This window comes from Sphaerisporangium sp. NPDC088356 (assembly GCF_040685555.1).
Taxonomy (GTDB): domain Bacteria; phylum Actinomycetota; class Actinomycetes; order Streptosporangiales; family Streptosporangiaceae; genus Sphaerisporangium.
The window spans coordinates 1-22,710 of the sequence record NZ_JBFBIK010000119.1 but is presented as its reverse complement, the minus strand read 5'-3'; the positions used below and the strand labels follow the sequence as shown (position 1 = coordinate 22,710).

The 22,710-nt window shown below is 66.4% G+C and carries 17 protein-coding genes and 1 pseudogene; 12 read left to right on the top strand and 6 right to left on the bottom strand.

All coding sequences use genetic code 11. The annotated features are described in order from the left end of the window. Positions 1 to 67: 67 nt before the first annotated feature. Positions 68 to 898 (top strand): transposase, encoded by an 831-nt coding sequence (locus AB0O34_RS30380; protein ID WP_363921240.1) that lies wholly within the window; start codon positions 68 to 70, stop codon positions 896 to 898. Here AB0O34_RS30380 and AB0O34_RS30375 read toward each other — a convergent pair. Together AB0O34_RS30375 and AB0O34_RS30370 are read right to left on the bottom strand one after the other, a co-directional pair. Then, on the bottom strand, positions 800 to 2,902 hold the full coding sequence (locus AB0O34_RS30375; protein WP_363921238.1) for a recombinase family protein: 2,103 nt from the start codon (positions 2,900 to 2,902) through the stop codon (positions 800 to 802). The two genes, AB0O34_RS30380 and AB0O34_RS30375, sit on opposite strands and share 99 nt — an antisense overlap. Positions 2,903 to 3,239: 337 nt before the next feature. Beyond that, entirely contained in the window at positions 3,240 to 3,461 is a 222-nt protein-coding gene (locus AB0O34_RS30370) for a hypothetical protein (protein ID WP_363921236.1), read from the bottom strand. 559 nt (positions 3,462 to 4,020) lie between these two features. Between AB0O34_RS30370 and AB0O34_RS30365 the strand changes: the two genes are divergently transcribed. From AB0O34_RS30365 to AB0O34_RS30335, 7 genes are all read left to right on the top strand, one after another. Then, a protein-coding gene (locus tag AB0O34_RS30365; RefSeq protein WP_363921234.1) for an IS3 family transposase occupies positions 4,021 to 5,201 on the top strand; the annotation gives its coding sequence in 2 pieces (ribosomal slippage) (positions 4,021 to 4,279 and positions 4,279 to 5,201; 1,182 coding nt in all). A gap of 256 nt (positions 5,202 to 5,457) precedes the next feature. After that, a complete protein-coding gene (locus tag AB0O34_RS30360; protein WP_363921233.1) occupies positions 5,458 to 9,630 on the top strand; it encodes a hypothetical protein in 4,173 nt (1,390 codons plus the stop codon). A 44-nt stretch (positions 9,631 to 9,674) separates the two neighbouring features. After that, positions 9,675 to 9,908: a hypothetical protein gene (locus AB0O34_RS30355; protein ID WP_363921231.1), complete on the top strand. Its 234-nt coding sequence runs from the start codon at positions 9,675 to 9,677 to the stop codon at positions 9,906 to 9,908. 113 nt (positions 9,909 to 10,021) lie between these two features. Next, positions 10,022 to 12,034, top strand: a complete 2,013-nt coding sequence (locus AB0O34_RS30350) for a P-loop NTPase fold protein (protein WP_363921229.1) — start codon at positions 10,022 to 10,024, stop codon at positions 12,032 to 12,034. 218 nt (positions 12,035 to 12,252) lie between these two features. Further along, a complete protein-coding gene (locus AB0O34_RS30345) occupies positions 12,253 to 12,771 on the top strand; it encodes a hypothetical protein (RefSeq protein ID WP_363921227.1) in 519 nt (172 codons plus the stop codon). Next, positions 12,768 to 14,138 (top strand): Qat anti-phage system QueC-like protein QatC, encoded by a 1,371-nt coding sequence (gene qatC, locus AB0O34_RS30340; protein WP_363921225.1) that lies wholly within the window; start codon positions 12,768 to 12,770, stop codon positions 14,136 to 14,138. The genes AB0O34_RS30345 and qatC overlap by 4 nt, the downstream gene beginning before the upstream one ends. Next, on the top strand, positions 14,135 to 14,890 hold the full coding sequence (locus AB0O34_RS30335) for a TatD family hydrolase (RefSeq protein WP_363921223.1): 756 nt from the start codon (positions 14,135 to 14,137) through the stop codon (positions 14,888 to 14,890). The genes qatC and AB0O34_RS30335 overlap by 4 nt, the downstream gene beginning before the upstream one ends. 795 nt (positions 14,891 to 15,685) lie before the next feature. Here AB0O34_RS30335 and AB0O34_RS30330 read toward each other — a convergent pair. Both AB0O34_RS30330 and AB0O34_RS30325 read right to left on the bottom strand, forming a co-directional pair. Then, positions 15,686 to 16,090 (bottom strand): UTRA domain-containing protein, encoded by a 405-nt coding sequence (locus tag AB0O34_RS30330; protein WP_363921221.1) that lies wholly within the window; start codon positions 16,088 to 16,090, stop codon positions 15,686 to 15,688. Between the two features lie 314 nt (positions 16,091 to 16,404). Then, positions 16,405 to 16,764: a hypothetical protein gene (locus AB0O34_RS30325; protein ID WP_363921219.1), complete on the bottom strand. Its 360-nt coding sequence runs from the start codon at positions 16,762 to 16,764 to the stop codon at positions 16,405 to 16,407. 355 nt (positions 16,765 to 17,119) lie between these two features. On the opposite strand from AB0O34_RS30325, the gene AB0O34_RS30320 reads away from it, so the two are divergent. From AB0O34_RS30320 to AB0O34_RS30310, 3 genes are read left to right on the top strand one after another with little or no spacing between them, the layout of a single operon-like run. After that, complete coding sequence (locus AB0O34_RS30320; protein ID WP_363921217.1) at positions 17,120 to 17,461, top strand: helix-turn-helix domain-containing protein; 342 nt, start codon at positions 17,120 to 17,122, stop codon at positions 17,459 to 17,461. Positions 17,462 to 17,508: 47 nt separating this feature from the next. Then, positions 17,509 to 18,546, top strand: coding sequence for an XRE family transcriptional regulator (locus AB0O34_RS30315; RefSeq protein ID WP_363921215.1), 1,038 nt, complete (start codon positions 17,509 to 17,511; stop codon positions 18,544 to 18,546). Further along, positions 18,543 to 19,094 carry a flavoprotein gene (locus AB0O34_RS30310; protein WP_363921213.1) on the top strand — a complete coding sequence of 184 codons (552 nt, stop codon included), beginning with the start codon at positions 18,543 to 18,545 and terminating at the stop codon, positions 19,092 to 19,094. Before AB0O34_RS30315 ends, AB0O34_RS30310 begins: the two co-directional genes overlap by 4 nt. Here AB0O34_RS30310 and AB0O34_RS30305 read toward each other — a convergent pair. Next, complete coding sequence (locus AB0O34_RS30305) at positions 19,065 to 19,493, bottom strand: hypothetical protein (protein WP_363921211.1); 429 nt, start codon at positions 19,491 to 19,493, stop codon at positions 19,065 to 19,067. The two genes, AB0O34_RS30310 and AB0O34_RS30305, sit on opposite strands and share 30 nt — an antisense overlap. 1,170 nt (positions 19,494 to 20,663) lie before the next feature. After that, a pseudogene (locus AB0O34_RS30300) lies at positions 20,664 to 21,611 on the bottom strand (IS481 family transposase); the annotation flags it as partial. A gap of 550 nt (positions 21,612 to 22,161) precedes the next feature. Between AB0O34_RS30300 and AB0O34_RS30295 the strand changes: the two are divergent. Further along, positions 22,162 to 22,512, top strand: a complete 351-nt coding sequence (locus tag AB0O34_RS30295; protein WP_363921209.1) for a hypothetical protein — start codon at positions 22,162 to 22,164, stop codon at positions 22,510 to 22,512. The last annotated feature ends 198 nt before the right edge of the window (positions 22,513 to 22,710 follow it).

Below are 22,710 nucleotides of genomic sequence, written 5' to 3'. Positions count from 1 at the left end.
TCACTACCAACGACAAGCCACCAAGGCATGAAGATCACGATCTACAGCTGGAGTACTAACGCTCATTGTGCCCGCGCTCAGGTCCAGATCCATCCGCCGCAGTGCCGCCACCTCGCCCCATCGAAGGCTTGCGAACGTGGCGAGCAGGACCAGGGCACGAGGCCGGGCGGGTGGAGAACAGTCAGGTCGGGGTGTTCTTGGCCTGTGCCCTCCTGCTGGCGGGCGGGCGTTGATTGACCGGCGTTTGTATCTGCCGCAGACCTCCTGGCTGGCCGAGGCTGAGCGCTGCCGAGCGGCCGGGGTGCCGTCGGACGTGGGGTTCGCGACCAAGCCCGCGCTGGCCGGGCAGATGATCGCTGCCGCGTTGGATGCCGGGGTTGCGGCCGGATGGGTGAGCGGGGATGAGGTCTACGGTCAAGACCCCGGCCTGCGCGAGCTGATCGAGGACTGCGGCGTGGGGTATGTGCTGGCGATCGCAGGTCACCGGCGGGTGAAGGTTAACGGTGTCCAGCAGCCGGCGGCCCAGATCGCCCAGGGTGTGCTGGCCTGGCAGTGCTACAGCGCCGGGGATGGTGCCAAGGGACCACGCTGGTATGCCTGGGCGTGGAAACGGATCGACCTCGACTGGCCTGGACACCGCTGGCTGCTGATCCGGCGTAACGTCATCACCGGCGAGCTGGCGTTTTACCGGTGCTTCGCCTCCGGCCCCGTGCTGCTTACGGCGTTGGTGCGCGTCGCCGGAGCACGCTGGGCGATCGACGTGTGCCACCTGTGGTGCACCTCAAGTCGTGTTCGTCTTTCACTGCGGGGCTCCGTCCTGCGTGGATGGTTCGTCGGAGGGCTCAGTCCAGCGGGCGCGGGTGTAGAAGCCCGGTGGCCGGTCCCGGCGTTGGTGTAGACGCTGCAGTTCGGCGGCGTCGGCCGTGATGATCCAGTAGTTGCCTTCGGGGGCGTGGCGGGCGGTGATCCATCCCCGGTAGATCCAGTTGTAGACCGTGGCCAGGGGCATCTCCAGAGCGGCGGCGAGGTCAGGGACCGTCCACTCGTCGGGGCGCAGGTCGGCCAGGGCGGTGGGTCGGTCACGTCGTCGGGGGGCGACGATGTGGTGCTGGTTGAGCAGGGTCCGGATCTGGGCGGGTTCGAAGCTGCTGGTCCGCTTAGGCGGCCGGAGTCCTTCGGTGTTGAGGGTGTTGGCGATCTGCCGGGTGGTCTTGCCCTGTTCGGCGAGCTCGGTGACGCGGGCGAGCAGCCGTGGGTAGTACGACAGCTGGTCCAGGCGGGCGACGGGCCGGATGGCCTGGCCGGTGGTGTGGTGCCCGCCGGCCCAGGTGATGGTGACGTCCACCAGTTCGCTGTTCCCGACGACCGCGACGGTGATCTTCTCGATGAGGGTGCGCAGGAGCTCCTTGCGGTCGGTCTGGTCCGTGGTGGGCGCGTTCCAGACCTGCGGCAGATTCTCAGCCAGCTCCCCGATCGCCTGACGTTGCGCGTTGGTGAGTGTCATCGGCAGGGACTCGGTGAACCGCTGGTATTCGGCTTGCAGACGGTCGGTCTGGGCCAGGGCGGCTTCCCATTCCTTCTCCAGTTGCCGGACGACCAGGCGGTTTTCCGGCTCAGCCAGCTGATACTGACGACGGGCTCGGTCGGCGGCGTAGCGGGTCCGTTCCAGGCGCTGATGCCAGAGCTTGTCGAGCATGGCCCGTTCTGCCTCGGCCTGGGCCGCCGCGCGGATCGAGATCTCCAGCGCGGCCGGTGCCACCGCGGCCAGTACCTGGCCGGCGACATAAGCGTCTAGGGCGGGCCCGGCGATGTGCTGGCATGGCCCGCCGGTGCCGTAATTGACCTGGTTGTAGGCGCACACGTAGCCGTGGGCGGGGTTTCGGCTGCTGGGAGTGTGATAGCGCACGCTCATGCGATGCCCGCCGCCGCACCGGCCGCACCGCAGCAGCCCCGACAACAGCGCCGAACCGTCCCGCGGGGCTCCGGGCGAGGCGGCGATCTGCCGGTTGGCTGCCATCTTGGCCAGATTCGCCTCATACCGCTCGACGGTGATGTAGGCGGGCATCCGATCAGCCAGCAGCACCAGCCATTCGTCGCTGTCACGCACGATGCGCCCGGTACTCGGCCGGCCCGGTTGTTTCCTGCGCGGGTCGACCCGGCGCCGCCCGTAGGCGTAGTACCCGGCGTAGATCGGATTGTGCAGCATGATCTGCAGCGTCTCCCGGGTCGGGCGCCGCCACTCCAGCTCGCCCTTGGCCAGACCACCGCGCAGCCGCACGGGCAGCTGGATCTGGTGGTCGACCAGATAGCGCAGCACCGCGTTGAGCGTGCCCAGCCGGGTGAAGGTGTCGAAGACCAGGCCGACCACGTGCCTGGCCTGCTCGTCAGGGTCCAAGACGACCTCCCCCGAGGGGCGGCGAACGTAGCCGATCGGCAATTGGAAAGCCAGCTCCCCGCGTTCGGCCTTGGCCAGCCTGCCCGACAGCATCCGCTGCCGAATCAGATAAAGCTCGGCCTCGCTCATCGTGCCCTTCAACCCCAGCAGCAGCCGGTCGTTGTAGAAACCCGGGTCGTAGACACCGTCGGGATCGGCGAGCAGCGCACCCGACAGCGAGCACAGCTCCAGCAGCTGATGCCAGTCCCGGCCGGTGCGCGCCAACCGGGACATCTCGATGCCCAGCACAATGCCCACACGTCCCATCGTGACCTCGGTGACGAGTTTGGCAAAGCCCACCCGGGCATCGGCCATCGCGGCTGACACCCCCAGATCGTCGTCGATCACCACGATCCGGGAACGGGCCCAGCCCAGCGCCGCCGCACGTTCCACCAGCGCGTACTGCAACCGGGTCGACTCGGTGTGCTCAAGCACCTGCTGCCTGCTGGACTGACGGACATACACCACCGCCGCCCGATCCCGATGCTCTGAGCGGATCTTTTCCTGCGACTGGCCCCAAGGCCGATACCCCTTCGCCGGGCTCATCGCGTCTACCTCCGCTCCGGCCGGCCGCGGCCCGGACCGCCAGCGCGGCCAGCAACCCCACCGCCGCCGCTCGCCGCTCGACCGGCAGCCTCATCCAAACCGTGGACTGGGGGGCTCGTCGTGCTCATCAGACACTCGGGTTCACCCGCCTCGCCGGCCGCCGGGGACCGCAACCGGTTGACCAAGACCACCAGCCGCAGCAACGCCACTACGCTGAGTATCACCTCAGGTTGAGGCGCTCCGCTAGAGAGCAATCCAGCTATAGGGGCATCACCGGTGGCGGATTGAGGAGAACAACGAGCACGGCAAGGACCTGCTCGGCCTGACCCAATACCAGGTCCGCACATGGACCGGCTGGCACCGGCACGTCACCACCGTCATGCTCGCCCTGGCCTTCCTGGCCATCACCCGCGCCCGCCCACCCAACGACAGCCACCCCAACCACCCACACGATCAAGACGACGATCAGGGAAAAGACCACGCGCCCCGCACCGCGCCCCCGCGATCGACACTTTCTTGATCCGCCCATCCGTGGCCGAGATCCGCCGAGTCCTGGCCCGACTCCTCATCCCCGCCGCCAACGCTGTCGATCACGTTCTAGCCTGGTCCCACTTCCGGCGTCTCCACCAAACCAGAGCCCTACTCAGCCACTACCGCAACCGCGGCCACACCACCCCAAGAAATCTACGGATGTAATACTGGTCAGACGCCGTGGCGGTCACCCCTCGCGGCGACCGAGGATCGCAACCATCGAGGAGCACCGCAGCCATCTGCAGGCACTGATGTGTCGGTCACCCCTCGCGGCGACCGAGGATCGCAACCTCAAGGCGATGGGGCGCGGCATGGACACCTGGGAAGTGGCGGTCGCTCCTCGCAGACTGACATGGTTGGCCGGCGCGTGACGTCGCCCCTTGCCAATTCCGATGTCGATCTTCAATCGCAACCAATAACTGGCGCGCTGACAGTACCTCGGCTGATGTTGCCCCGGTCTTGTGGACAGCCGAGTGCTTGGGACGATGTGTCCTGGGAGGAGTTCACAAGTGCCGATGTCACGTCCGCCGTACCCACCGGAGTTCCGGCGGCAGATGGTGGAGCTGGTCCGCGCCGGCCGGACGCCGGAGGAACTGGCCAAGGAGTTCGAGCCGACTTCGCAGTCCATCCGCAACTGGGTGGTCCAGGCTGAGCGCGATGAGGGCCGTCGCGAGGACGGTCTGACCAGCGTCGAAAAGCAGGAGCTGGCCCGGCTGCGGCGGGAGGTCCGTCAGCTGCGGGAAGAGCGGGAGATCCTGAAGAAGGCCGCGGTTTTCTTCGCTCGGGAGACGGATCGGCCGAAATGAAGTACCGGCTGATCGACGCGGAGAAGGCACGCCATGGCGTCTCCCTTTTGGCCCGGGTGCTGGGTGTGTCGCGCCAGGGCTACTACGCCTGGAAGAACCGCGGACCCTCGGCGCGGGCCCGTCAGGACGAGGCCCTGACGGAAACGATCACGAAGATCCATGCTGGATCGCGAGGAACCTATGGTTCTCCGCGGGTGCATGCCGAGCTGGCCGAGGAGTTCGGGGTGCGCATCGGGCGCAAGCGGGTGGCCCGGCTGATGCGCGCTGCCCGGCTTGAAGGAGTGCATCGGCGCCGCCGGCGCGGGCTGACCCGCCGTGACCCCGCGGCGAGTCCGGCTGAGGATCTGGTGAAGCGGGACTTCACTGCTCCAGGACCGAACCGGACCTGGACAGCCGACATCACCTACGTGCCGACCGGCGAGGGATGGCTGTATCTGGCGGTGGTGCTGGATGTGTTCTCCCGGCGGATCGTGGGATGGGCGATGGCCGATCACATGCGCACCGAGCTGGTCATCGACGCCCTTGAGATGGCGATCTGGAACCGTCGGCCCGCCCCCGGACTCATTCACCATAGCGATCAAGGAAGTCAGTACACGTCGCTGTCGTTCAGCCAGCGGTGCAGGTCAGCGGGCATCCGTACCTCGACCGGGACCGTCGCCGACTGCTTTGACAACGCCATCACCGAGAGCTTCTTCGCGACGTTGGAGACTGAGTTGCTCGACCGGCATCACTTCTCCACCCGCGCCCAGGCCAAGGCCGCCTGCTTCGACTTCATCGAAGGGTTCTACAACCCCCGGCGCCGCCACTCGACCCTGGGCATGCTCAGTCCCGCCGAATACGAACGCCGGCACGACGCCGAACAAGACCGCTACGCTGCCGCATAGCCGCAAACCCCGACCTGTCCACACAACCGGGGCAACTTCACGAGCGTGATCAGTTCAACACGAAATGCATCGTTCGCGAGGTCTCTGCGCGGCCCTTGCGTCCAGGTTCGCGATGGCTGTCACAGGTCTGCGCTCGACGTCATACCAGGGCTAGCGTAGAGGGTTCGGGGCGCGCCAGAGTCCGGCCGCGAGTTCCGAGGCGGACCGGTAGCGTTTCTCCCGGACCCCGACCGTAGATCCCGAAGGACATGCCCCCGTGAACATCCCCGATATCGACTTCGCGCGGATTCGGTCACTTGGCCCTGGCGGGCAACGCGACGGGTACGAGCAGTTCATCTGCCAACAGGTTGCACAGGAGCCGCCCAAGGCCGACGCCAAGTTCGTCTCACTGCACGGAGCCGGAGGCGACGGCGGCGTCGAGTGCTACTGGACGCTGCCCGACGGCAGCGAGCACGGCTGGCAGGCCAAGTACTGGACCACCCATGCCAACGTCGACAAGGCCCAGCTCGACAAGTCCGTCAAGGCCGCACTGGACCAGCATCCGAGCCTGACCAAATACACGATTGCCATTCCTGCTGACCCGACCGGCCGCACCGCAGGCCGCGGCAACTCGCTCCTGGAGAAGATCAACGACCCGGGAGGCTGGCTCGAGGGCTGGAAAGTCATGGCCACTAGGCGCGGTATGACGGTGGAGTTTGAGTTCGAGTGGGCGACGAACATCGTCACCCGTCTCGAACGCCTTGACACCACCGGCATCCAGCGCCGGTACTGGTTCGACGCCGACGTTCTCGCCGCCCAGTGGTGGAAGGCTCGACTGCAGGAGGCGATCGACGCTGCCCGGCCCCGGTACATGCCCGAGTTGAACGTTGAGGTGCCCGCCGCCAGGTCCATCGCAGCGCTATGCTGCGACGACGAATGGTGGGCGGTCGTCAGGGACCAGATCGATGAGGCCAGCGACTCCGCCCGCCGCGTGCGCAACGCCGAGGACGAAGTACTCGCCGCAGACCTGAACGCAGCCCTCGACGCCGCCACCAAGGTCACTGACGCGCTAGCCGCCTGGCACACCTCGCGCACGACCACTGGACTCGACGACCTCGCTCAAGCGCTCGGCCAGGCCTCGAAAGTCGTCAGCGACCAACAAGCTGTCGAAGTCGCAGCGATGGACGCTAAGTACCCCGACGACAACTGGGACACCCAGAGCTGGCGGCAGTTCCAGGCCGGGTACCAGATATCGTTCCCCGCCGCAGCCGTCGACGCCCTGCGCGAACTCGACAAAAAGCTCACTGACGCCACCGGACTCCTCATCGGCCCGGTCGGTCGGCTCGCCGCCGCCCAGGTCGCACTCATGACTGGCGCCGCCGGCATCGGGAAGACCTACCTCGCCATCGACGCGGTCGTCCGGCGCCTCGGCCAGGGCCGACCCAGCGTCATGTTGCATGGCCGCTGGTTCACCGACCGCGACCCGCTGACCCACCTACGCGACGTGCTCAAGATGCCGTCCGACCTCACCAGCGAGGAAGCCATCGCGCTCCTCGACGAGAGCGCCCGTATCGCAGGTGTCCCGACCCTCCTCGTCATCGACGCGCTCAACGACACCCGTCCACGGTCCACGTGGCGCGACAACCTCGAACGGCTCATCACCACCGTCGGCCGGTACCCAAACGTCCGGCTCCTCCTCACCGCCCGCACGCACTACGTCGGCCAGGTCCTCCCGCCCGGACTCAGCCTGCCGCGGTTCGAGCACACCGGGTTCGAAGGGGTCGAGTTCGAAGCCGTCAGCGAGTACGCCGCCTTCTACGGCCTCGAACCGCCAACGTCGCCGCCCATCCACGGCGAGTTCGACAACCCGCTGTACCTGCGCCTGGTCTGCGAAGCGCTCAAGAACAACACCCGGCTGTCCCTCGACCAAGCCAGCATGGGCCTCGACGAGCTGACCAAGATGGTCCTCGACAATGCGAACAACATCGTCAGCGACCGGATCGACGCCTCACCGTCCGACCGCCTCGTCCACCAGGCCATGCACGCCCTCGCCTCAGTCATCGCCGACGGCGGCAACCCGTCGCTGACTCGTGCCCAGGCCCAAGCCCAGCTAACACCGATTTGGTCCGACCGGAGCGCCGAAAAGTCACTCCTCGACTCGCTCATCGCCCAAGGGCTCGTCGAAGAGGATGTCGTCCTCGATGGCAGCCCCCACGGCACAGACATCATCGCCATCACGTTCGAACGCATCGGACACCACCTCATCGTCTCCGACGCCCTCTCCGGCGTCAGCGACGCCGCCGACATTACGGCCGAGCTCGGCGGCCGTCTCGGCAGGGTCATCGGCCTCGGCGCCACGGCCGACCGCGGCCTTCTCGAAGCAATGTCCGTCGTGGTCGCGGAACGGTTCGGAATCGAGCTCACCGAGTTCCGCACTGAAATCGGTGACGACGACGCCATCGCCGCAGCCGTCATCGCCGGAATCGGATGGCGCAACAACAGCTCGATCACCGACGCCACCCGCAAGATCGTTGTCGACGCGCTCCGCCGGGCCGACGTGTGCTCCGACGCGTTGACGATGCTGTTCCGTCTCGGAGCCCGCCCGGACCATCCCTTGAACGCCGACTGGCTCCACGGGTTCCTCGCAGGCCTGAACCTGGGTGCCCGCGACTCTTTTCTGCTCGGCTGGTTCCACATCACCTACGGCACCAGCGGAGCAGTCGACCGGCTCATCCGGTGGGCCAGGGAGAAGCCGTTGGACCACGTTGGTGAACAGACCACCCGCTTGTGGGTGACCGCGCTGCTGTGGGTTACCAGCGCCAGTGACCGCCGCGTCCGGGACCCGGCAACCATCGCCGCCGCCCGTCTCCTGACCCGCCACCCGGGCCAGGCGGCCGGGCTGCTGGACCGGTTCACCGTGGTCGACGACGAGTGGGTCGTCGAACGAGCCTGCGAGGCCGCGTACGCGGCCCTCCTTGCGAACGGCACCCAAGACGACTGGGCTGCTGCGGCCGAGCTGGTGTGGAAAAACATCTTCTCCGTGCCGTCGGCCGTCACCCCGAACGCCGCCGTGCGTGACGCCGCCCGCAGCATCCTGGAAGCCGCCGACAACCGTAGAGCCCTCCCCGCTGGCGTCACCGTCGACCAGTTCCGGCCGCCCTACACCAGTGACTGGCCCCTCACCTGGCCCACCGACACAGACATTGCCGCGTACGACACCAGCAGCTACCCGAAGCTCGTCATGTCGGCTACCGGTGACGACTTCTTCATCTACCAGCTCACCCCCGAACTCGAAGGCCGGCCCGGCATCGACCTCCCCTCCGTCGCGCGGTGGGTCGTCATCGAAGTCATCCGCCTTGGGTATCAGCTCCGACTCCACGCGTCCTTCGACGGGTACGTCATCAGCAAGTTCGGCATTGGCAGGCCCAAGCCCGCATGGATTGAACGCATCGGCAAGAAGTACCAGTGGATAGCGCTCAACCGCCTCATCGGCATTGTCTCCGACCACGTCCCCAAAACCCCTGACAGCTGGGACCCGCCGGCGCCCGCCGTCCCCGGCCCGCACACAGAGATCTCCCGGCAGGTCGACCCGACGATCGTCGGGTTCGCCTCCGCCGACCAGACCCCACGCCCATGGGTACCTACCTATGACTGGGCGCCCACCGTCGGGAAGTCCGACGCCGAGTGGATCGCCGACGATACCGACCTCCCAGACGTCGCAATCAATGAGGCCGTCTTCGAAGGTCGCCCCCACGTCGTCCTGGCTGGCACCTACGACTGGAACAACGGCTCCGACACTACGGCACGCACCCGGGGCATCTGGACCCACCTCTACACCCATCTGGTCGCGACTCAGGACCTTGCTGCCGCCATTAGCGAACTCGAAGGGCGCGACCTCCTCGGCGAGCCCATCGCCAATAACCCCGAGATGCACCACGGGTACGTCGGTGAATTCCCCTACGGCCACCACCACGGAGAAGATATCCACGTGATGCGCCATGAATGGACCGAGCCACTCACCGTCCCCACCCGGCCCGCCGCCTGGCGCCTCCTCGGCGAGTACGAGTATGCCCCGGGGGACCAGAACAGCTTCTCCCTCTACATGCCCGCTCCCGAGTTCTTCGGACTCGCCCCCGGCGAGCTCCACTGGAACGGGCGCAATGGCTGGACCGACGACACGGGCCAGCTCGTCGCGACCCTCCGGCACACGGGCAACGTTGGTCAGAACGAACTCCTCATCGACGCAGAGTGGTTCGAACGGTGGCTCACCGCCGAGCAGAAGTCGCTCATCTGGGTCGAGAACACCGGCAAGGACGTATACAGAGGCTTCGGCGGCAGAGGCAGCCACCCGGGGAGACTGACCCGCTCCCAGGTGCGGTCCTGGACCCCCGGCGGAAGCATGCAGACCGCCGCACCCGGCTGGTACCGCCTCCCAGCCAGCACCCCCTGAACTGCGACTGTATCGGCTACCACAATCCGCTGCCGGAGCCAGAGTTGCGTGAAGCACTGGACAAGCTTGCCAAGTGGGGATTCACCGAGCCGTTCCGGGACTACACGGCTCCGGTCCGCGACTACCGAGGCGTGATCGTCCGGCAGGAGGCGTGGGCACTGACCCGTAAGGGACGTGGGATCGTGGCCGCTGTCAGGGCAGCCGTGGTCGAAACGCGGCGGGCGCTGCAACTATTGCAACACGCCGATCACACTCTAGTAACCGAATGGCAACATTAGGTGGTGTATGCCGACACGTCTGTTGATAGCCGATCTACCCTCGATGTTCGCCTTCGGCTGGCGGCCACCGAGGTGCGGAGACGTCAAGCTGCCGCGTCGGACGGAGCTGGGCGATGTGGGCGGATATCGAAACCGAGGTTGATCTTCTCGGCTTCGACTTCCTGGTGGACACCCTTTTCGTAGCGCTCACCGAACCGCGGCTGCTCCCGCTGACGGTGGGCCTCCTCGGGGACTGGGGCTCCGGGAAGAGCAGCCTGATGCGTATCGCCCAGCAGGAGCTGCTGAAAATCCGAGACGACGAGGAGTCGCCGTCACGGTACGTCTGTGTGGAGTTCAGCCCCTGGCAGTACGAGGACTACGATGACGTCAAGGTCGCGCTGATGACAACCGTGCTCGACGCGGTCGGCACACGAGCCAGCGGCGATCAGCAGGAGCAGATATCTAGACTCCGCAGGTTCGTCCAGGGCCTCGGCCGGTGGGGGCGCAAGGGGGGACGGGTTGCGGTCTCCGCCGCTCAAACCGCGGCTCCGCTCGCGATCCAGGCGATGGATCCGAGCATTGATCCGCAGGTTCTGGACGTGACGAAGGCTGCGGTGAACGCTGCGGCGAGTGAGGCCAACAAACTTCTCGAAGACCCCAAGGCCAAGCAGGCCGCCTCGGGTAACGGCACGGCTGATGCGATCACGGACGCAGGGCGGTTCCGCGCGGAGTTCGCGAAGGTCATCGCGACCTTGGAAGACGTCGACGCCGTGGCTGTGTTCATTGACGACCTCGACCGGTGCCTGCCCGAGACCGTGGTGGACACCTTCGAGGCGATCCGGCTGTTTCTCAACACGCCCAAGACCGCCTACGTCCTGGCGGCCAACCAGGCGGTTGTTGAGTCCGCGATCGACTCGCGCTACCCGCAGTTGCGGCGGCCCGACGGCACCGGGATCGGGGGCGACTATCTGGAGAAGATGCTGCAGCTCAAGGTGGCCATCCCGCCGCTGTCCGCCCCGGAGGCGGACACCTACGTCAACCTGCTGCTAGCCGAACTGCGCCTCGACAACGAACAGTTCGCCAAGGTCCTGGACGAGACCCGCCGCCGCCGCGAAGCCGGCAACCTGCAGGTGGCATTCAACATCGGCGTGGCCGGAGCAGTCCTCGGCGACGTCCCACCCGACCTTGTGCGCGACCTGAACTGGGCGGCGAGCATCGCCGAGGTACTCGGGGGCGGACTGCGTGGGAACCCTAGGCAGCTCAAGCGGTTCCTCAACAACCTGTTGCTCAAGCACCGCAGCGCGCAGCGCCGGAAGATCGCCCTCGATCTGCCGGTGCTGGCCAAGCTCATGGTCCTGGAGGAACAACACTTCAGCGACTTCCAGCGCCTGTTCGACTGGCAACTCACCTCGCCCGGCCCCATCCCGGAGCTCGCGGCTGCGGAGTCCATCGCGCGGGCCGGATCGACCACCTCTGAACCGGACGACGAAGGGGATATAGTACGGCCAGACGAACGCGAGACCGCCGCCGAGTCTTCAGACGCCCGCCGATCACCCGCCGCCAAGACGGGACGGCGAGCTGCCCAACAGCCGAAGGTCGCCGAAGAGGTGCGGGCGTGGGCGAACAAATCGCATGTAGGTGCGTGGCTGAGGCTGGAACCTCCGCTTGGTGAGGTGGGATTAGGGCCGTACTTCACCTACTCCCGCGACAAGCTCGCCTTCGGTGTCGCCGTCACGCGGCTGCCTCCGAACCTGCAGGAACTGCTCACTAGGGCGCAGGCCGAAGTTCCCGCAGTGCGACGGCTCGCGTGTGACGAGATCGGAAAGCTGCCTGACTACGAGCGTGTCCAGCTCGTGGAAGCGTTGGTGGAGGTGCTGACGCGGCGACCGAGCGGTCCGGCCTTCGTCGCCGCGCTCGAACTCGCTGAACGAGCGCCCGACACCCTGTCGGCCATCTGCGACGCCTTGATGCGGATCCCGCCCGAGGCCGTCCCACGCGGGCAGGCCGGGAACGCCGTCCGTCGTCTCCCTGCCGGTAACCCGACGGTGTCCGCCCTGCTGGACCGATGGGAAAGCAGCAACGCTACCGGTCTGAAGAGCGTGATCAGCACCGCGCGTGAAGCGCAACGACGCAGCGGTCGGCGCTGATGGGCACCTCGGCTGATCGCACCGCGGGCAGCGGCGGAGCGTGGACTCCCCTTAAACACGCGACCACCTCGTACGTGCGTGGGCTTACCTCCGGCTCTCCGAGCACCCGCACGTATGCCCAGCGGGTGCTCGCTCGCCACATTCCCGTGTTGGGTGGAGCTGGCGGTGCTGCCGCCGGCGCCCGTGCCGGACGCACTGGCGTCCAGCGCCTCGGTGCCTTGCTCGCTGGAGTCGGCGGAACCGGGCTGGAAAGCACGCTGACCTCGCTGGGACTGGCCACTCTCGTTGGCCGGACCCGGTTCGACGTGTTGGACGAACTGATCACCTTCATCGCCGGAAATGGCGATGACCTGGACTCCCAAGCCGCCCGCGACGCTGCGTGTGACGTGCTCGACGAGGTGTTCGGCGACGCCGATACGTGGACCGAGTTGTCCGACACCGCTGAAATGACCGTTTCGCGGGACAACTTGCTCACCTTGCTGGAAACGTTCCTCGCCCAGTACGTCTACAACCGGGTTCCCGTCATCGCGGAACGCCTCAGCCGTATCCCCGATCCACACGCCGTACGCCAAGCCGACGAGGAAATGCGCCAGATCATCCAGGTGCTGGTCTCGCTACGCATCCCTAATGACCCCTTCACGGTCGACTGGGCTGGCCCCGAGGGCCGCCAGATCGCCGAGGACACCGTCCGTATGACTTACGAGGCCCTGCAAGGACTGGACGGAGACGCACAGTGACCACCTACCTGGTGCGCACCGATCTCACCACCTTGGTGACCGACCCCGACGACGTCCGCCTGCTCGACTGGGCCCCGGCGAGGACCGCAGCCACGATCCAAACCGGCGACACCGGACCCGAGTTCTTCGCCGACTGGCGACCACCCCGGCCAGCCGCCGACCTCTTCCTGCTGGGCGCGGCCGTGTACTGCGCTGACAAGACCGCCCGACGGCGCGGCACACCGGACTCGTGGACGAGGGAAGTCACCCTCCGGCTTCCCGTCGAAGACGCTGCCGCCTGGCACAGCGCCGGTTTCGAGGCGGCCCTGCGGTTCCTGACCGGCGACCACTGGGAGATCAGCCCCTACAACTCCGACCTGCACCCCCTCGCCAGGGTGGCCGGTGTTCCCAGTGAGGAGCAGCCGATCGGGCTCGACGTGGACGGTGTATGCCTGTTCTCCGGCGGTCTCGACTCGTTGTGCGGCGTCATCGATCTTCTGGAAGAAGATCCCAAACGGCGGCTGTGTCTGCTGTCCCACCACGAAGGCGGACAGGCATCTACAGCCCAACAGTTCCTACTCGACGAACTCAAGGGACACTACGGCGCCGAGCGCATCATCTCCCGTCGTCTCTATCTGCGCCCCGCTCCCGCGAACAATCACCAAGCACGCTCGCTGCCCAGGCCACGCGAGAACACCACTCGATCTCGGTCACTACTTTTCCTGTCCGCCGCCCTAGCCCTCGCCTCCGCTGACGGAACCGTGACGCCGGTGTACGTGCCGGAAAACGGCTTCATCGGCATCAACGTACCCCTCACCCGATCCCGCGTCGGTAGCGCAAGCACGCGTACCACTCACCCGCACTTTATGAACCAACTGGGCGCCGCCGCCGTCGCGATCGGCGTGCCAAATCCGGTGCTCAACCCCTATCGGCTGCGTACCAAGGGTGAGATGCTCGCCGAATCCCGGAACGCCGAACTGCTGCGCCGACTGGTGCCGATCAGCGTCTCCTGCTCACACCCCGAAACCGCCCGCTATGTCGGACGCAAGCAAGGCAACTGCGGATACTGCTTCCCCTGTCTGATTCGCCGCGCCTCGCTGGCCCACGTCGGATGGGACTACGACGAGTACGCCTACGACGTGTTCGATGAGCAGGACGTCACGATCCTCCTCAACCGCCGCAGCCGCCGCGGAGCGGACCTGCGAGCCGTGATAGCCGGAGCCTTCGCGGAACGACCGGATCGGGACGTCCTCCGCAACGGCCCCCTCCCACAAGGCGAACGCGCAGCCTTCACCGGCGTCTGGCGCCGAGGACTCGCCGAGCTTCGCGCCTGGCTAGCCAGCGGAGCCCGCGGGGCCCTGACCGAACTGGTGGAATCGCGGTCGTGACTATTCCGGTGCTGACCGACACCCACTGCCACATCGATGCCTACGACAACCCGCTCACGGTCCTGGATGAGGCCCACGCTGCGGGAGTGCACGTAGTCGCCGTGACCGAAGACCCCGGCAAGTTCCGCCTCCTGCGCACCCGTCTGGGCCGACGCGACGATGTCGACGTCGCGCTGGGCTTTCACCCACTTCGCGCAGGGGATGCATCTCCTCACGATCTCGCCCGATTTCTTCGGCTCTTGCCACAGGCGACCTGGATCGGCGAGATCGGACTCGACTTCTCTCGCATCGGAGTGGCAACCCGTAAGCAGCAGCTCCGCGTGTTCGACGCAATCCTGGCCGACTCCCAGGTACGAATCAGGCCCGTTACCGTCCACAGCCGCGGTGCCGAGCGTGAAACCATCACCCGACTAGCGCAAGCGCAAGTGCCAGCGATCCTGCACTGGTACACCGGGCCTCTAGCCGCTGTAGACGATGCGCTTGCTGCAGGGCTCTGGTTCTCGATCAACCCGGCCATGGTCCGGTCGAAGAAATCCGGGCCCCTGCTTCAACGGCTTCCGAGGGAACGCGTACTGCTGGAATCCGATGGCCCCTTCGCTCGCTCCGGAAACCGCTCAGCCGTTCCTTCCGATCTCGTCGGCACACTCGATCACCTGGCACGGCTTTGGGACATCTCGACCAGCGAAGCCCGGAAGACGATAGCGCAGAACCTACTGCGGCTTCACACCTACGATGAGCCGCCGGCTGACTAAGTCGGCTTAAGCGTCTTGCTGAGGCATGGGGAAAGGCCAGCATGCGCAGCCCGGTGCTAGGTGATAAACTGAATGACAATGCCCACGGACTGGCCGGAGGAGATCGGCACGGCCGAAACGGTGTGCGCCATCGGCCGCCTGAAGTCGAACGACCACTTCCTGGGGCCTTCACCCAGCGCGCCAAGGACTCCGGCTTGCTTAGGGGCGCCTGAAGGGTACTTGGCCCGAGCCTCTAGTAGCGTTCCTCGGTCGGCCTGGCGTCCATTGGCTTGCGTTGTCGTCGGGGAACAACTTGCCGGCTTGCCGCCGCTTCAAGCTCTCGCTGCAAGTCCTCTCTAGCATGGCGAGCTGCTCCTACTCGACGGCTGCGGTGTTCTCGTCTTCGTCGTAGGCGGCGCTCCCCGGCACGCAGGGATGGTCCCGAGGACGAGCTGTTCGTCGTCCCCACCGCCGAGTGCTCCTCGCGCACGCTGGGATAGTGATCGGGGGGAAAGGAGCAGGCTCGCTCGGGCCGACGTGATGCACATACTGGGTGACAAACTGGGTGACAATGGGGGTGGACGAGGCTGGACGGTGGGGGACTGCTGGGGAGTGTATGGGCAGGTCAGGGCGGGTGTTGGTGCAGGTCCTGCGGCTGCCTGGGTTGACTTACAAGCGAGGGGTCACTGGTTCGAACCCAGTAGCGCCCACCAGCCAAAACACCCCCGCCAGAGATCTTCTCACGGGGGTTCCGTGCCATTAGAGTGCCATTAGGGTACGGATCTTGGACGTCTCGGCGTTGATCCTTGGCCGCACTCATCCGCCCGTACCGGCTTCTTCGATCATGCTGTTCATCAGCCGCCGGACCCCGTGCGCCGGCTCTCCCATCTCGGCCAGCGCCGTACCCTCCGCCAGGTGCGCCGGCACCCACACCGCGACGATCTCCGACGGCTCATCGCCCTGACGCACCACTGTCTTCCGCAGAACCACCGAGGCGCCCTCATCAGCCCCGAGGTAGGAGGCGATCCGCCGAGGAGCTTTCACGGGCCCGGCCGACACCAGTCGCGTCGTAGCCGGGATCTCCTTGCGGTCCAGTAGTCCGCGCCCGGTACGAGGATGCTGCCCCGCAGACAGAGCAGGCCGGCCCCGCACGAACCGGCCCTTGCCCTGCTGAGTGACAATCCACCCGTTATCCCGCAGCACCCCCAGCGCCTTGACCACGGTTGGACGCGCCTGACATATCGTGGAGGCTCACACTGCGGAACACTACGAAGACGAGACGGTTCTCCCGTCATCCGGCGCCGTACGCGGACCGGGCAGGCGCAGCCCGTTGCGTCGCGCCTCCACCTTGGACTGCTCGTCCAGCCGCGCAGCAAGATCGGTAAGAGTGTCGGCTCCCAGCACGTTCCGGATACCCGACCTCTCGGTGTCAGCCGACCAGGAATGGTGGCGTATGGCGATCCACCCACCGTGAAAGTCGTGGATCTGCCATGTTCTGCCATGGCGCTGCTGGAGTTGACCGAGGGTAGGAGCGCTCACCGTGACGCCTGCCAGTCCCGCGCCGTTCCCACCAGGTAGGCCAGCGCTTCGCGGCCCTCCTCCACGGGTAACAGGAATTGCGGAGCATCACCGGCCGGGCGGACGCAGTAGGCCGGCTCACTCTTCCCGGTGACGATCGTCACCGTCGCACGAAGCCGGTTGTCCGGTCCCCGCACCTCCAGCTCCGGAGGCACATAGCCGGGAAGTCCGAGGTCATCGAACCGCAGATGCAGCCGAATCACCCGGACCACCAGGCCCCGGATGCCGTGCTTCTTAAGCCCGTCATTGAGCCCGACCAACAGGGCGCCGTAGTACGCCGCAGTGGACTGAGATACGACATCACTGGTGATCGCCATGTCCGCCTTCCCTCCGCCCCCCTGGCGGTTCGGTGAAAGCGAGCCCGTCATGCCGCTTCCTCCTGGTCATCCGGGCAGTCGAAGCACGCCACCCGGCGAAGCCCCACCGGCTCACCCTCCAACCGAGCCCCGGCATTCGCCCGATGCGCCCGAATGAACCGCCAGCCCTTCCCTCGGCACGCGGCGCATTCCGTCTGGTTCTGCTCGTGCTGTAAACGCATGGGTCCAGAGTTGTGAAAGCCGAGTCGGTAACCCATCCCGAGTGGTTATCCCTTGACGGGATAAGCCCACGTCCCCTACCTGTTGTAGGTCGGCGATCGGTAACGACCCGGGGGACCAGCGCGTGCGGGCACAGGTGAGCGAGCCCATCTGCCTATCTGCCACGTTCTGGCAGCGCCAAGACGTATTTGCGGCTCTACGCGCCCGCGATATCGGCCAGATATTCCGCCTGGTTCGCCAGTACGGCGGAATGAGCCAAACACGCATCGGTATCGCCGTCAGCCTAAGTCAAGGCAAAGTCAGCGCCATCATGAACGGGTCCGCGCAGGTTACAGCCCTTGAGGTGTTCGAGCGCGTCGCCGATGGGCTGGCCATGCCCGACCTCGCCCGCACCGCTCTCGGACTCGCACCCCTCAGCTCGGCCGCCGCCATCCCCCTCGGGATACCACCCCGCCACCCGCCGAGCCATCTCGCATAGCGCCACCTACTGTGGACCTCGTCCGATCAGGGGAGGACGAGGACACTATGAGACGCCGCGACTTCGTCGGACTGACAGGCGCCGCCCTGTTCAGCGCCGTACTCCAGCCCACCCCAACCAGCCGGCCAGCAGACGGCATCGAAGACATCGCCGCCGCCCTGGTCGACTACCCCACCGCGACGGACCAGCCCATCGACCTCGCCACACTGGCCCGCGCCGTCACCCAGGCCAAGAGCACCTACCAGGCATGCCGCTACGCCGAAGTCACCGCGATGCTTCTCAGCCTGCTCCGTTCTGTACGCATCGCCTGCACCACGACGACCGGGGAGGCCCGCCGCCGGGCGCACGTGCTGTCCGCCGAGGCCCATCACGTCGCCGCCTCCACCCTGCTCAAGCAAGACGACAAGGGCCTTGCCTGGCTGGCAGCCGACCGCAGCACCCAAGCGGCCCATACCTCCGAGAACCCCCTGATGATCGGCTCCAGCGCCCGCATCATCACCCGCGCCCTCATGGACGGCAGGCACCACCGAGCCGCCATCACCACGGCCAGCACAGCCGCCCAGCGCATGGACACCGACCTCAGTCACCCGAGCGACAACGACCTATCGGTCTACGGATCCCTGTTGCTCAGCGGAGCCGTCGCCGCCGCCCAGACCGGAAACCGGCACACCGCCGCCGAACTCCTCGACGAAGCCGACCAGGCCGGGCGTCGACTCGGTCACGACGGCAACCACATGTGGACCGCGTTCGGCCCGAACAACGTCCTGTGCCACCGCGTGAACATCGCCCTCACGATGGGGGATGCCGGCACTGCGGTCGACTACGCCCGACAGGTCAACATCGACGCCTTACCGATCAACGAGCGGAAAGCCACGCTCTTGCTCGACACCGCGCGTGCGTTCCTAACCTGGCACAAGCACGACCAGGCCCTCTACGTCTTGCGCGCCGCGGGCGAAATCGCCCCAGAAGAGATCACCGCCCGACCGGCCACCCTGCGCCTGGTCCGCGACCTCCTCGCCACTGCGCCCATCACCGTCCGGCGTGAAGCCCGCGAGTACGCCGAATCCATCGGAGTGTCAGCGTGAGCAAGGTTCTCTACATCATCGTGTGCGCCGCCGGCCCCGCCGCAGACGTCGGCAAGCTCGTCACCCTGGCCCAAGACGCCAGGTGGACGGTCCAGATCATCGCTACGCCGCCCGCGCTCGACTTCATCGACGTGCCCGCCCTGGAAAAGCAGACGGGCCGACCCGTCCGCAGCCAGTACCGCAAGCCGGACGAGCCGAAGTCGCCGAGGGCCGATGCCATCATCGTGGCCCCCGCCACCTACAACACCATCAACAAGTTCGCCCAAGGCAACGCCGACACCTACGCCCTCGGCCTACTAGCCGAAGCCCCCGGCCTCGGCATCCCCGTCGTCATCCTCCCGTTCGTGAACACCGCCCTAGCCGGCAGGGCACCCTTCCGCCGCAGCGTCGACCACCTACGCGCCGAAGGCATCCACGTCCTGATCGGCCCCGGACAATTCGAGCCCCACGCTCCCAGCTCCGGAGGTGACTGTGTCGACACCTACCCCTGGTCTATCGCGCTTACTCAAATGAAAGCCCTAACCAGGTTTGACGATCGCGACGACTAAGCCACCAATCCCCGAGACGATCGATGTCAGCGCAACTACCGAGGCAAGACATTCCTTCGGATTGATCCACAGTCCACGGTTGGCCTCCCGCCATTTACCGATGCCCATTCTCTGGAAAAAGTTCTGCCGTTTGTGCTGCATGAGATGGCAGCCAAACATGAGACCCTTAGCGTTGTTTCTACACCGGGGATCTTGTCCTGGCTTCGCCTGTCGATTGATTGCGCCGCATTGATGGGGGACCTTGAACAGGAAGTACGCCAACGCTCCAAGAGAGAGCACGATAAGCACGGGCGCTATCTTGATCTTGTCGTCAACAGCCACCCAGCCCCAGATTGCAAGGACAAAGATCAAGTAGCCCCAGTACTTCGCTATGAACCCGGTCGTTCCTCGCCTCGCCACGTCCGGAACCTACCGAGACCGCCCCCAGTAAGACCAGGGGAGAAGCGTCTAACCAGCGAGTGACGATGATCTGCATTGACAAGCCCGCCAACTCGTGTAATGCGCACCTCGGCATTGAACGTATGCGGCGAATGTCGAGTCCCACGAGATGCTTGACGTTTCCGTCCCAGGACATCTTTGACAGGTGGCCTAGAAAACATAGGTGACCCTCCCGGGCTGGGCGGCGGCCTTGATGTTGCGGACGGCCTGGGTGGTGGTCCGGCGGACGATGCGAACATCGTCGGGCAGTTCGATGGCGAGGGTGGTGTCGCTGACGTGCACGGTGACGATCCTGCGGGCGTGCAGGCGTCCCAGGGCGACCTTCTGGCCGGCGACCATGATGACGCCGCTGTTGCTGGCCACGCGCTGGACGGTGATCGGCTCTCGTGAGGGGCGGGGTGGTGGGCCGGCGGGGCGGGCGTCGCGGAGGTAGCGCACCCGCTCCCAGGGGATCGGGTTGGGCCGGGTGCGCAGCAGCTCACGGGTGAGCGGGTCGAAGAACATCAGGGTGTGCTCCTCGATGCGGATGGTGACCCGTCGGCCGTTGAGCATCTCGGCGGCGAGCACGACCTTTCCGGCCAGGCTGACGGTGCCGGCCCGGCTGATGGTCCGGTCGACCTCGATGGCGGTGCCCTGCTCGGCGGGCAGCAACGGCGACGGCCCCGCCGGCTGAGCGCCGTGGGCGGCCAGCTTGGCCAGATCCGCGGGCGACAAATGGGAGCGGAAGCTCTTGATCCGGATGCCGGCGATCAGCAGGTGGATCACCTGGGTGTCGGCCCAGAACCGGACGGTGACCCCAGCCCGGTCCGGGCCCAGCCAGAACTGTCGGCCCGCCACCTGCATGTTCCCGCTCGGCGGGATGACCCGGTCGAACTCCACCGGCCCGCCCGACCAGAGCTGCTGATCGCCGGCTGCTGCGCCAGGGGGCAGGGTTTGGCCGGTGTCCTGGCCGGGGTGGGATCGAGCGCGCTCGCAGGGCCATACGCTGTCTGGCGAACTGGGCGGAGCTTGCTCCCGCCCGCTGTTGCCGCCCAGTGGCCCTGCGGGCGTGCTCGATGCGGGTCCCGCACCTGTCAGGTGGGTAAAGCCTGACGCCGACCCTGTCGCGTCCTCGACCGGCAGCACTTGGCGCAGCGGGGCCGGCAACCGCAATGGCAGCAACCGCTCGTCCGGGTCTCCGGCCCGGGTGGCGAATCGCTCGACGGGGCAGGCCATGTCGAGCGCCTGGTGCGGCCGCTCGGTGTTGTAGTGCTCCACCCAAACGTCCACCGCGGCCTGCGCGGCCGGCAGGTCGGCGAATGGCACCGCATCGTCCAGTAGCTCCCGGCGCAGGCTCTGATGGAACCGCTCGACCTTCCCGGTGGTGGTCGGATGCCGCGGCTCGGTCAGCCGGTGCACGATGCCGTTGTCCCGGCATACCCGGTCGAACAACACCTCGCCGCCTTTGGCGAACCGGTCGGTGAACTGCTTACCGTTATCGGTGAGCACCTCATCCGGAATCCCGAACTCGGTCAGCGCGGACGCAAACGCCAGGCACACCGCCCGAGCGGTCGGCCGCAGCACCACCGAGGCGATAACGCAGTAACGGGAATGGTCATCCACCCCGGTGACCACTTTCGCCTCCGCACCGGTCGACAGGAAAACTCCGCCGACGATGTCCATCTGCCACAACTGCATCGGCGCCTCCCGCTCCCAGCGCAGAAAGTCCTCCCGCTGCCGGCGACGCTTACCCGGCTGCACCAGGCCATGACGCACCAGCGCCCGATACACCCCCATCCGGGACGGCACAGGCTCCACCCCCAGCCTCCTGGCCTCATGCACCAGGCGCACCGGACCCCACCGCGGATGCTCCCGCCGCAGCTCACATACCAGCGACTCCACCTGCGCCGGCATCTGGGACGGCGAGGAATCCGGACGACGCGACCGGTCGGTCAACCCCGCGAGCCCCGACTCCCGATAACGCGACAACCAGGTATGCAGACTCTGCCGCGAGACCCCGATTCCGGCCGCGACCTCACTGACACTCGCCCCCGCGAGCACCAAAAGGACCGCGCGATAACGCTGCTCAACAACGGACAAATCGACCAGGACCATTCCCCGACTCCCCGAAACGCGCCGCACCTACACGACGCATCACGAAAAGCCGGAACAAGGCACCGGTGTCAAGCATGTCCTGGGACTGCACTGTCAAGCATGTCGCGGGACAGGACAAACGTATGCGGCGAAATCTTGCCGAATTCCGCTTTTAGGTATCAAGCGGCGGCGCGCCGCGCCGCCGTACGCCCCGCGCCGGCGTCCCCGCCCCGCGCATGCGGCCTGGGGGCCGGTCACGGCGCAGGCGCCGCGCGGGCGCCGCGCGGGGCATCGCCGTAGGGGCACCCCGCCGTACCTCAGTGCTTCGCCCACCACCGGCCCGCCGCCGCCCACAGGCTACGACCGGGTTCGGACGCATTCCCTTGTACCTGCTCACGTCGGTCACGCTCCGCATTCGAAATATGCGCCGCCCAGCCTGCCAGGCCGATCGCTGTGAGCACTCCGAGCAGCTGAAGGGTGACCCCCAGCAGGGCTCTGTGAGAGCATCCAAGCGGGCAACGTACAGCCAGTGCTCGCGGGAGCCGAGGAGTCCAGCGTGTTACTCGCCATGATCCTTGCGTACGCAATACCTGTCGTGATCGTCGTGGCTTCGCTCTTTGTGACGTCCCGTAGCCCGCGACGCAAGATCCTCTACTTGTCCGCTTCTCTCGTCGCCTTGATCGTGGTGCTCGTGATCGCCTGGATGGCGGGTCGGGATGCGTGGGGGTTCTGGCTCTTCTTCGTTCTTCCTGCTGCGCTCGTCACGGGGATACGGCTGATTGTCGGTACTGTCCTGGGTTCCTCCGACGCCGCCGAGGACCTGCCTCAGAGTTGCAGTTCGGGTTGCAATACGAAGCCGTCCAAGGGCGTTCAGGATGGACCTCGCATGCCCTCCGACCTGCATTGAACCGCCTGGAACCATGATCGGTCGAGCTTTTAATCCGCATGCTGTTCTTCGTCGTCAGGTGTAAGCTGGCAATCCCCTGAAAGCGTGGAGACGTTTCTATGCGGCGATGGCCTCGTGAGGCATTGCGGTGGTGGCCGCTCGGGCACGGCCCCGGCGTTCATGAGATCTGTCCGGATTAGTGATCGTTGATCAGATGTC

Bases quoted from the DNA above. Each gene is read 5' to 3' on its own strand.
- AB0O34_RS30350 (WP_363921229.1), top strand. From the start codon at position 10,022: ATGTGGGCGGATATCGAAACCGAGGTTGATCTTCTCGGCTTCGACTTC.
- AB0O34_RS30325 (WP_363921219.1), bottom strand. From the start codon at position 16,764: ATGGCGATCACCAGTGATGTCGTATCTCAGTCCACTGCGGCGTACTAC.
- AB0O34_RS30315 (WP_363921215.1), top strand. From the start codon at position 17,509: ATGAGACGCCGCGACTTCGTCGGACTGACAGGCGCCGCCCTGTTCAGC.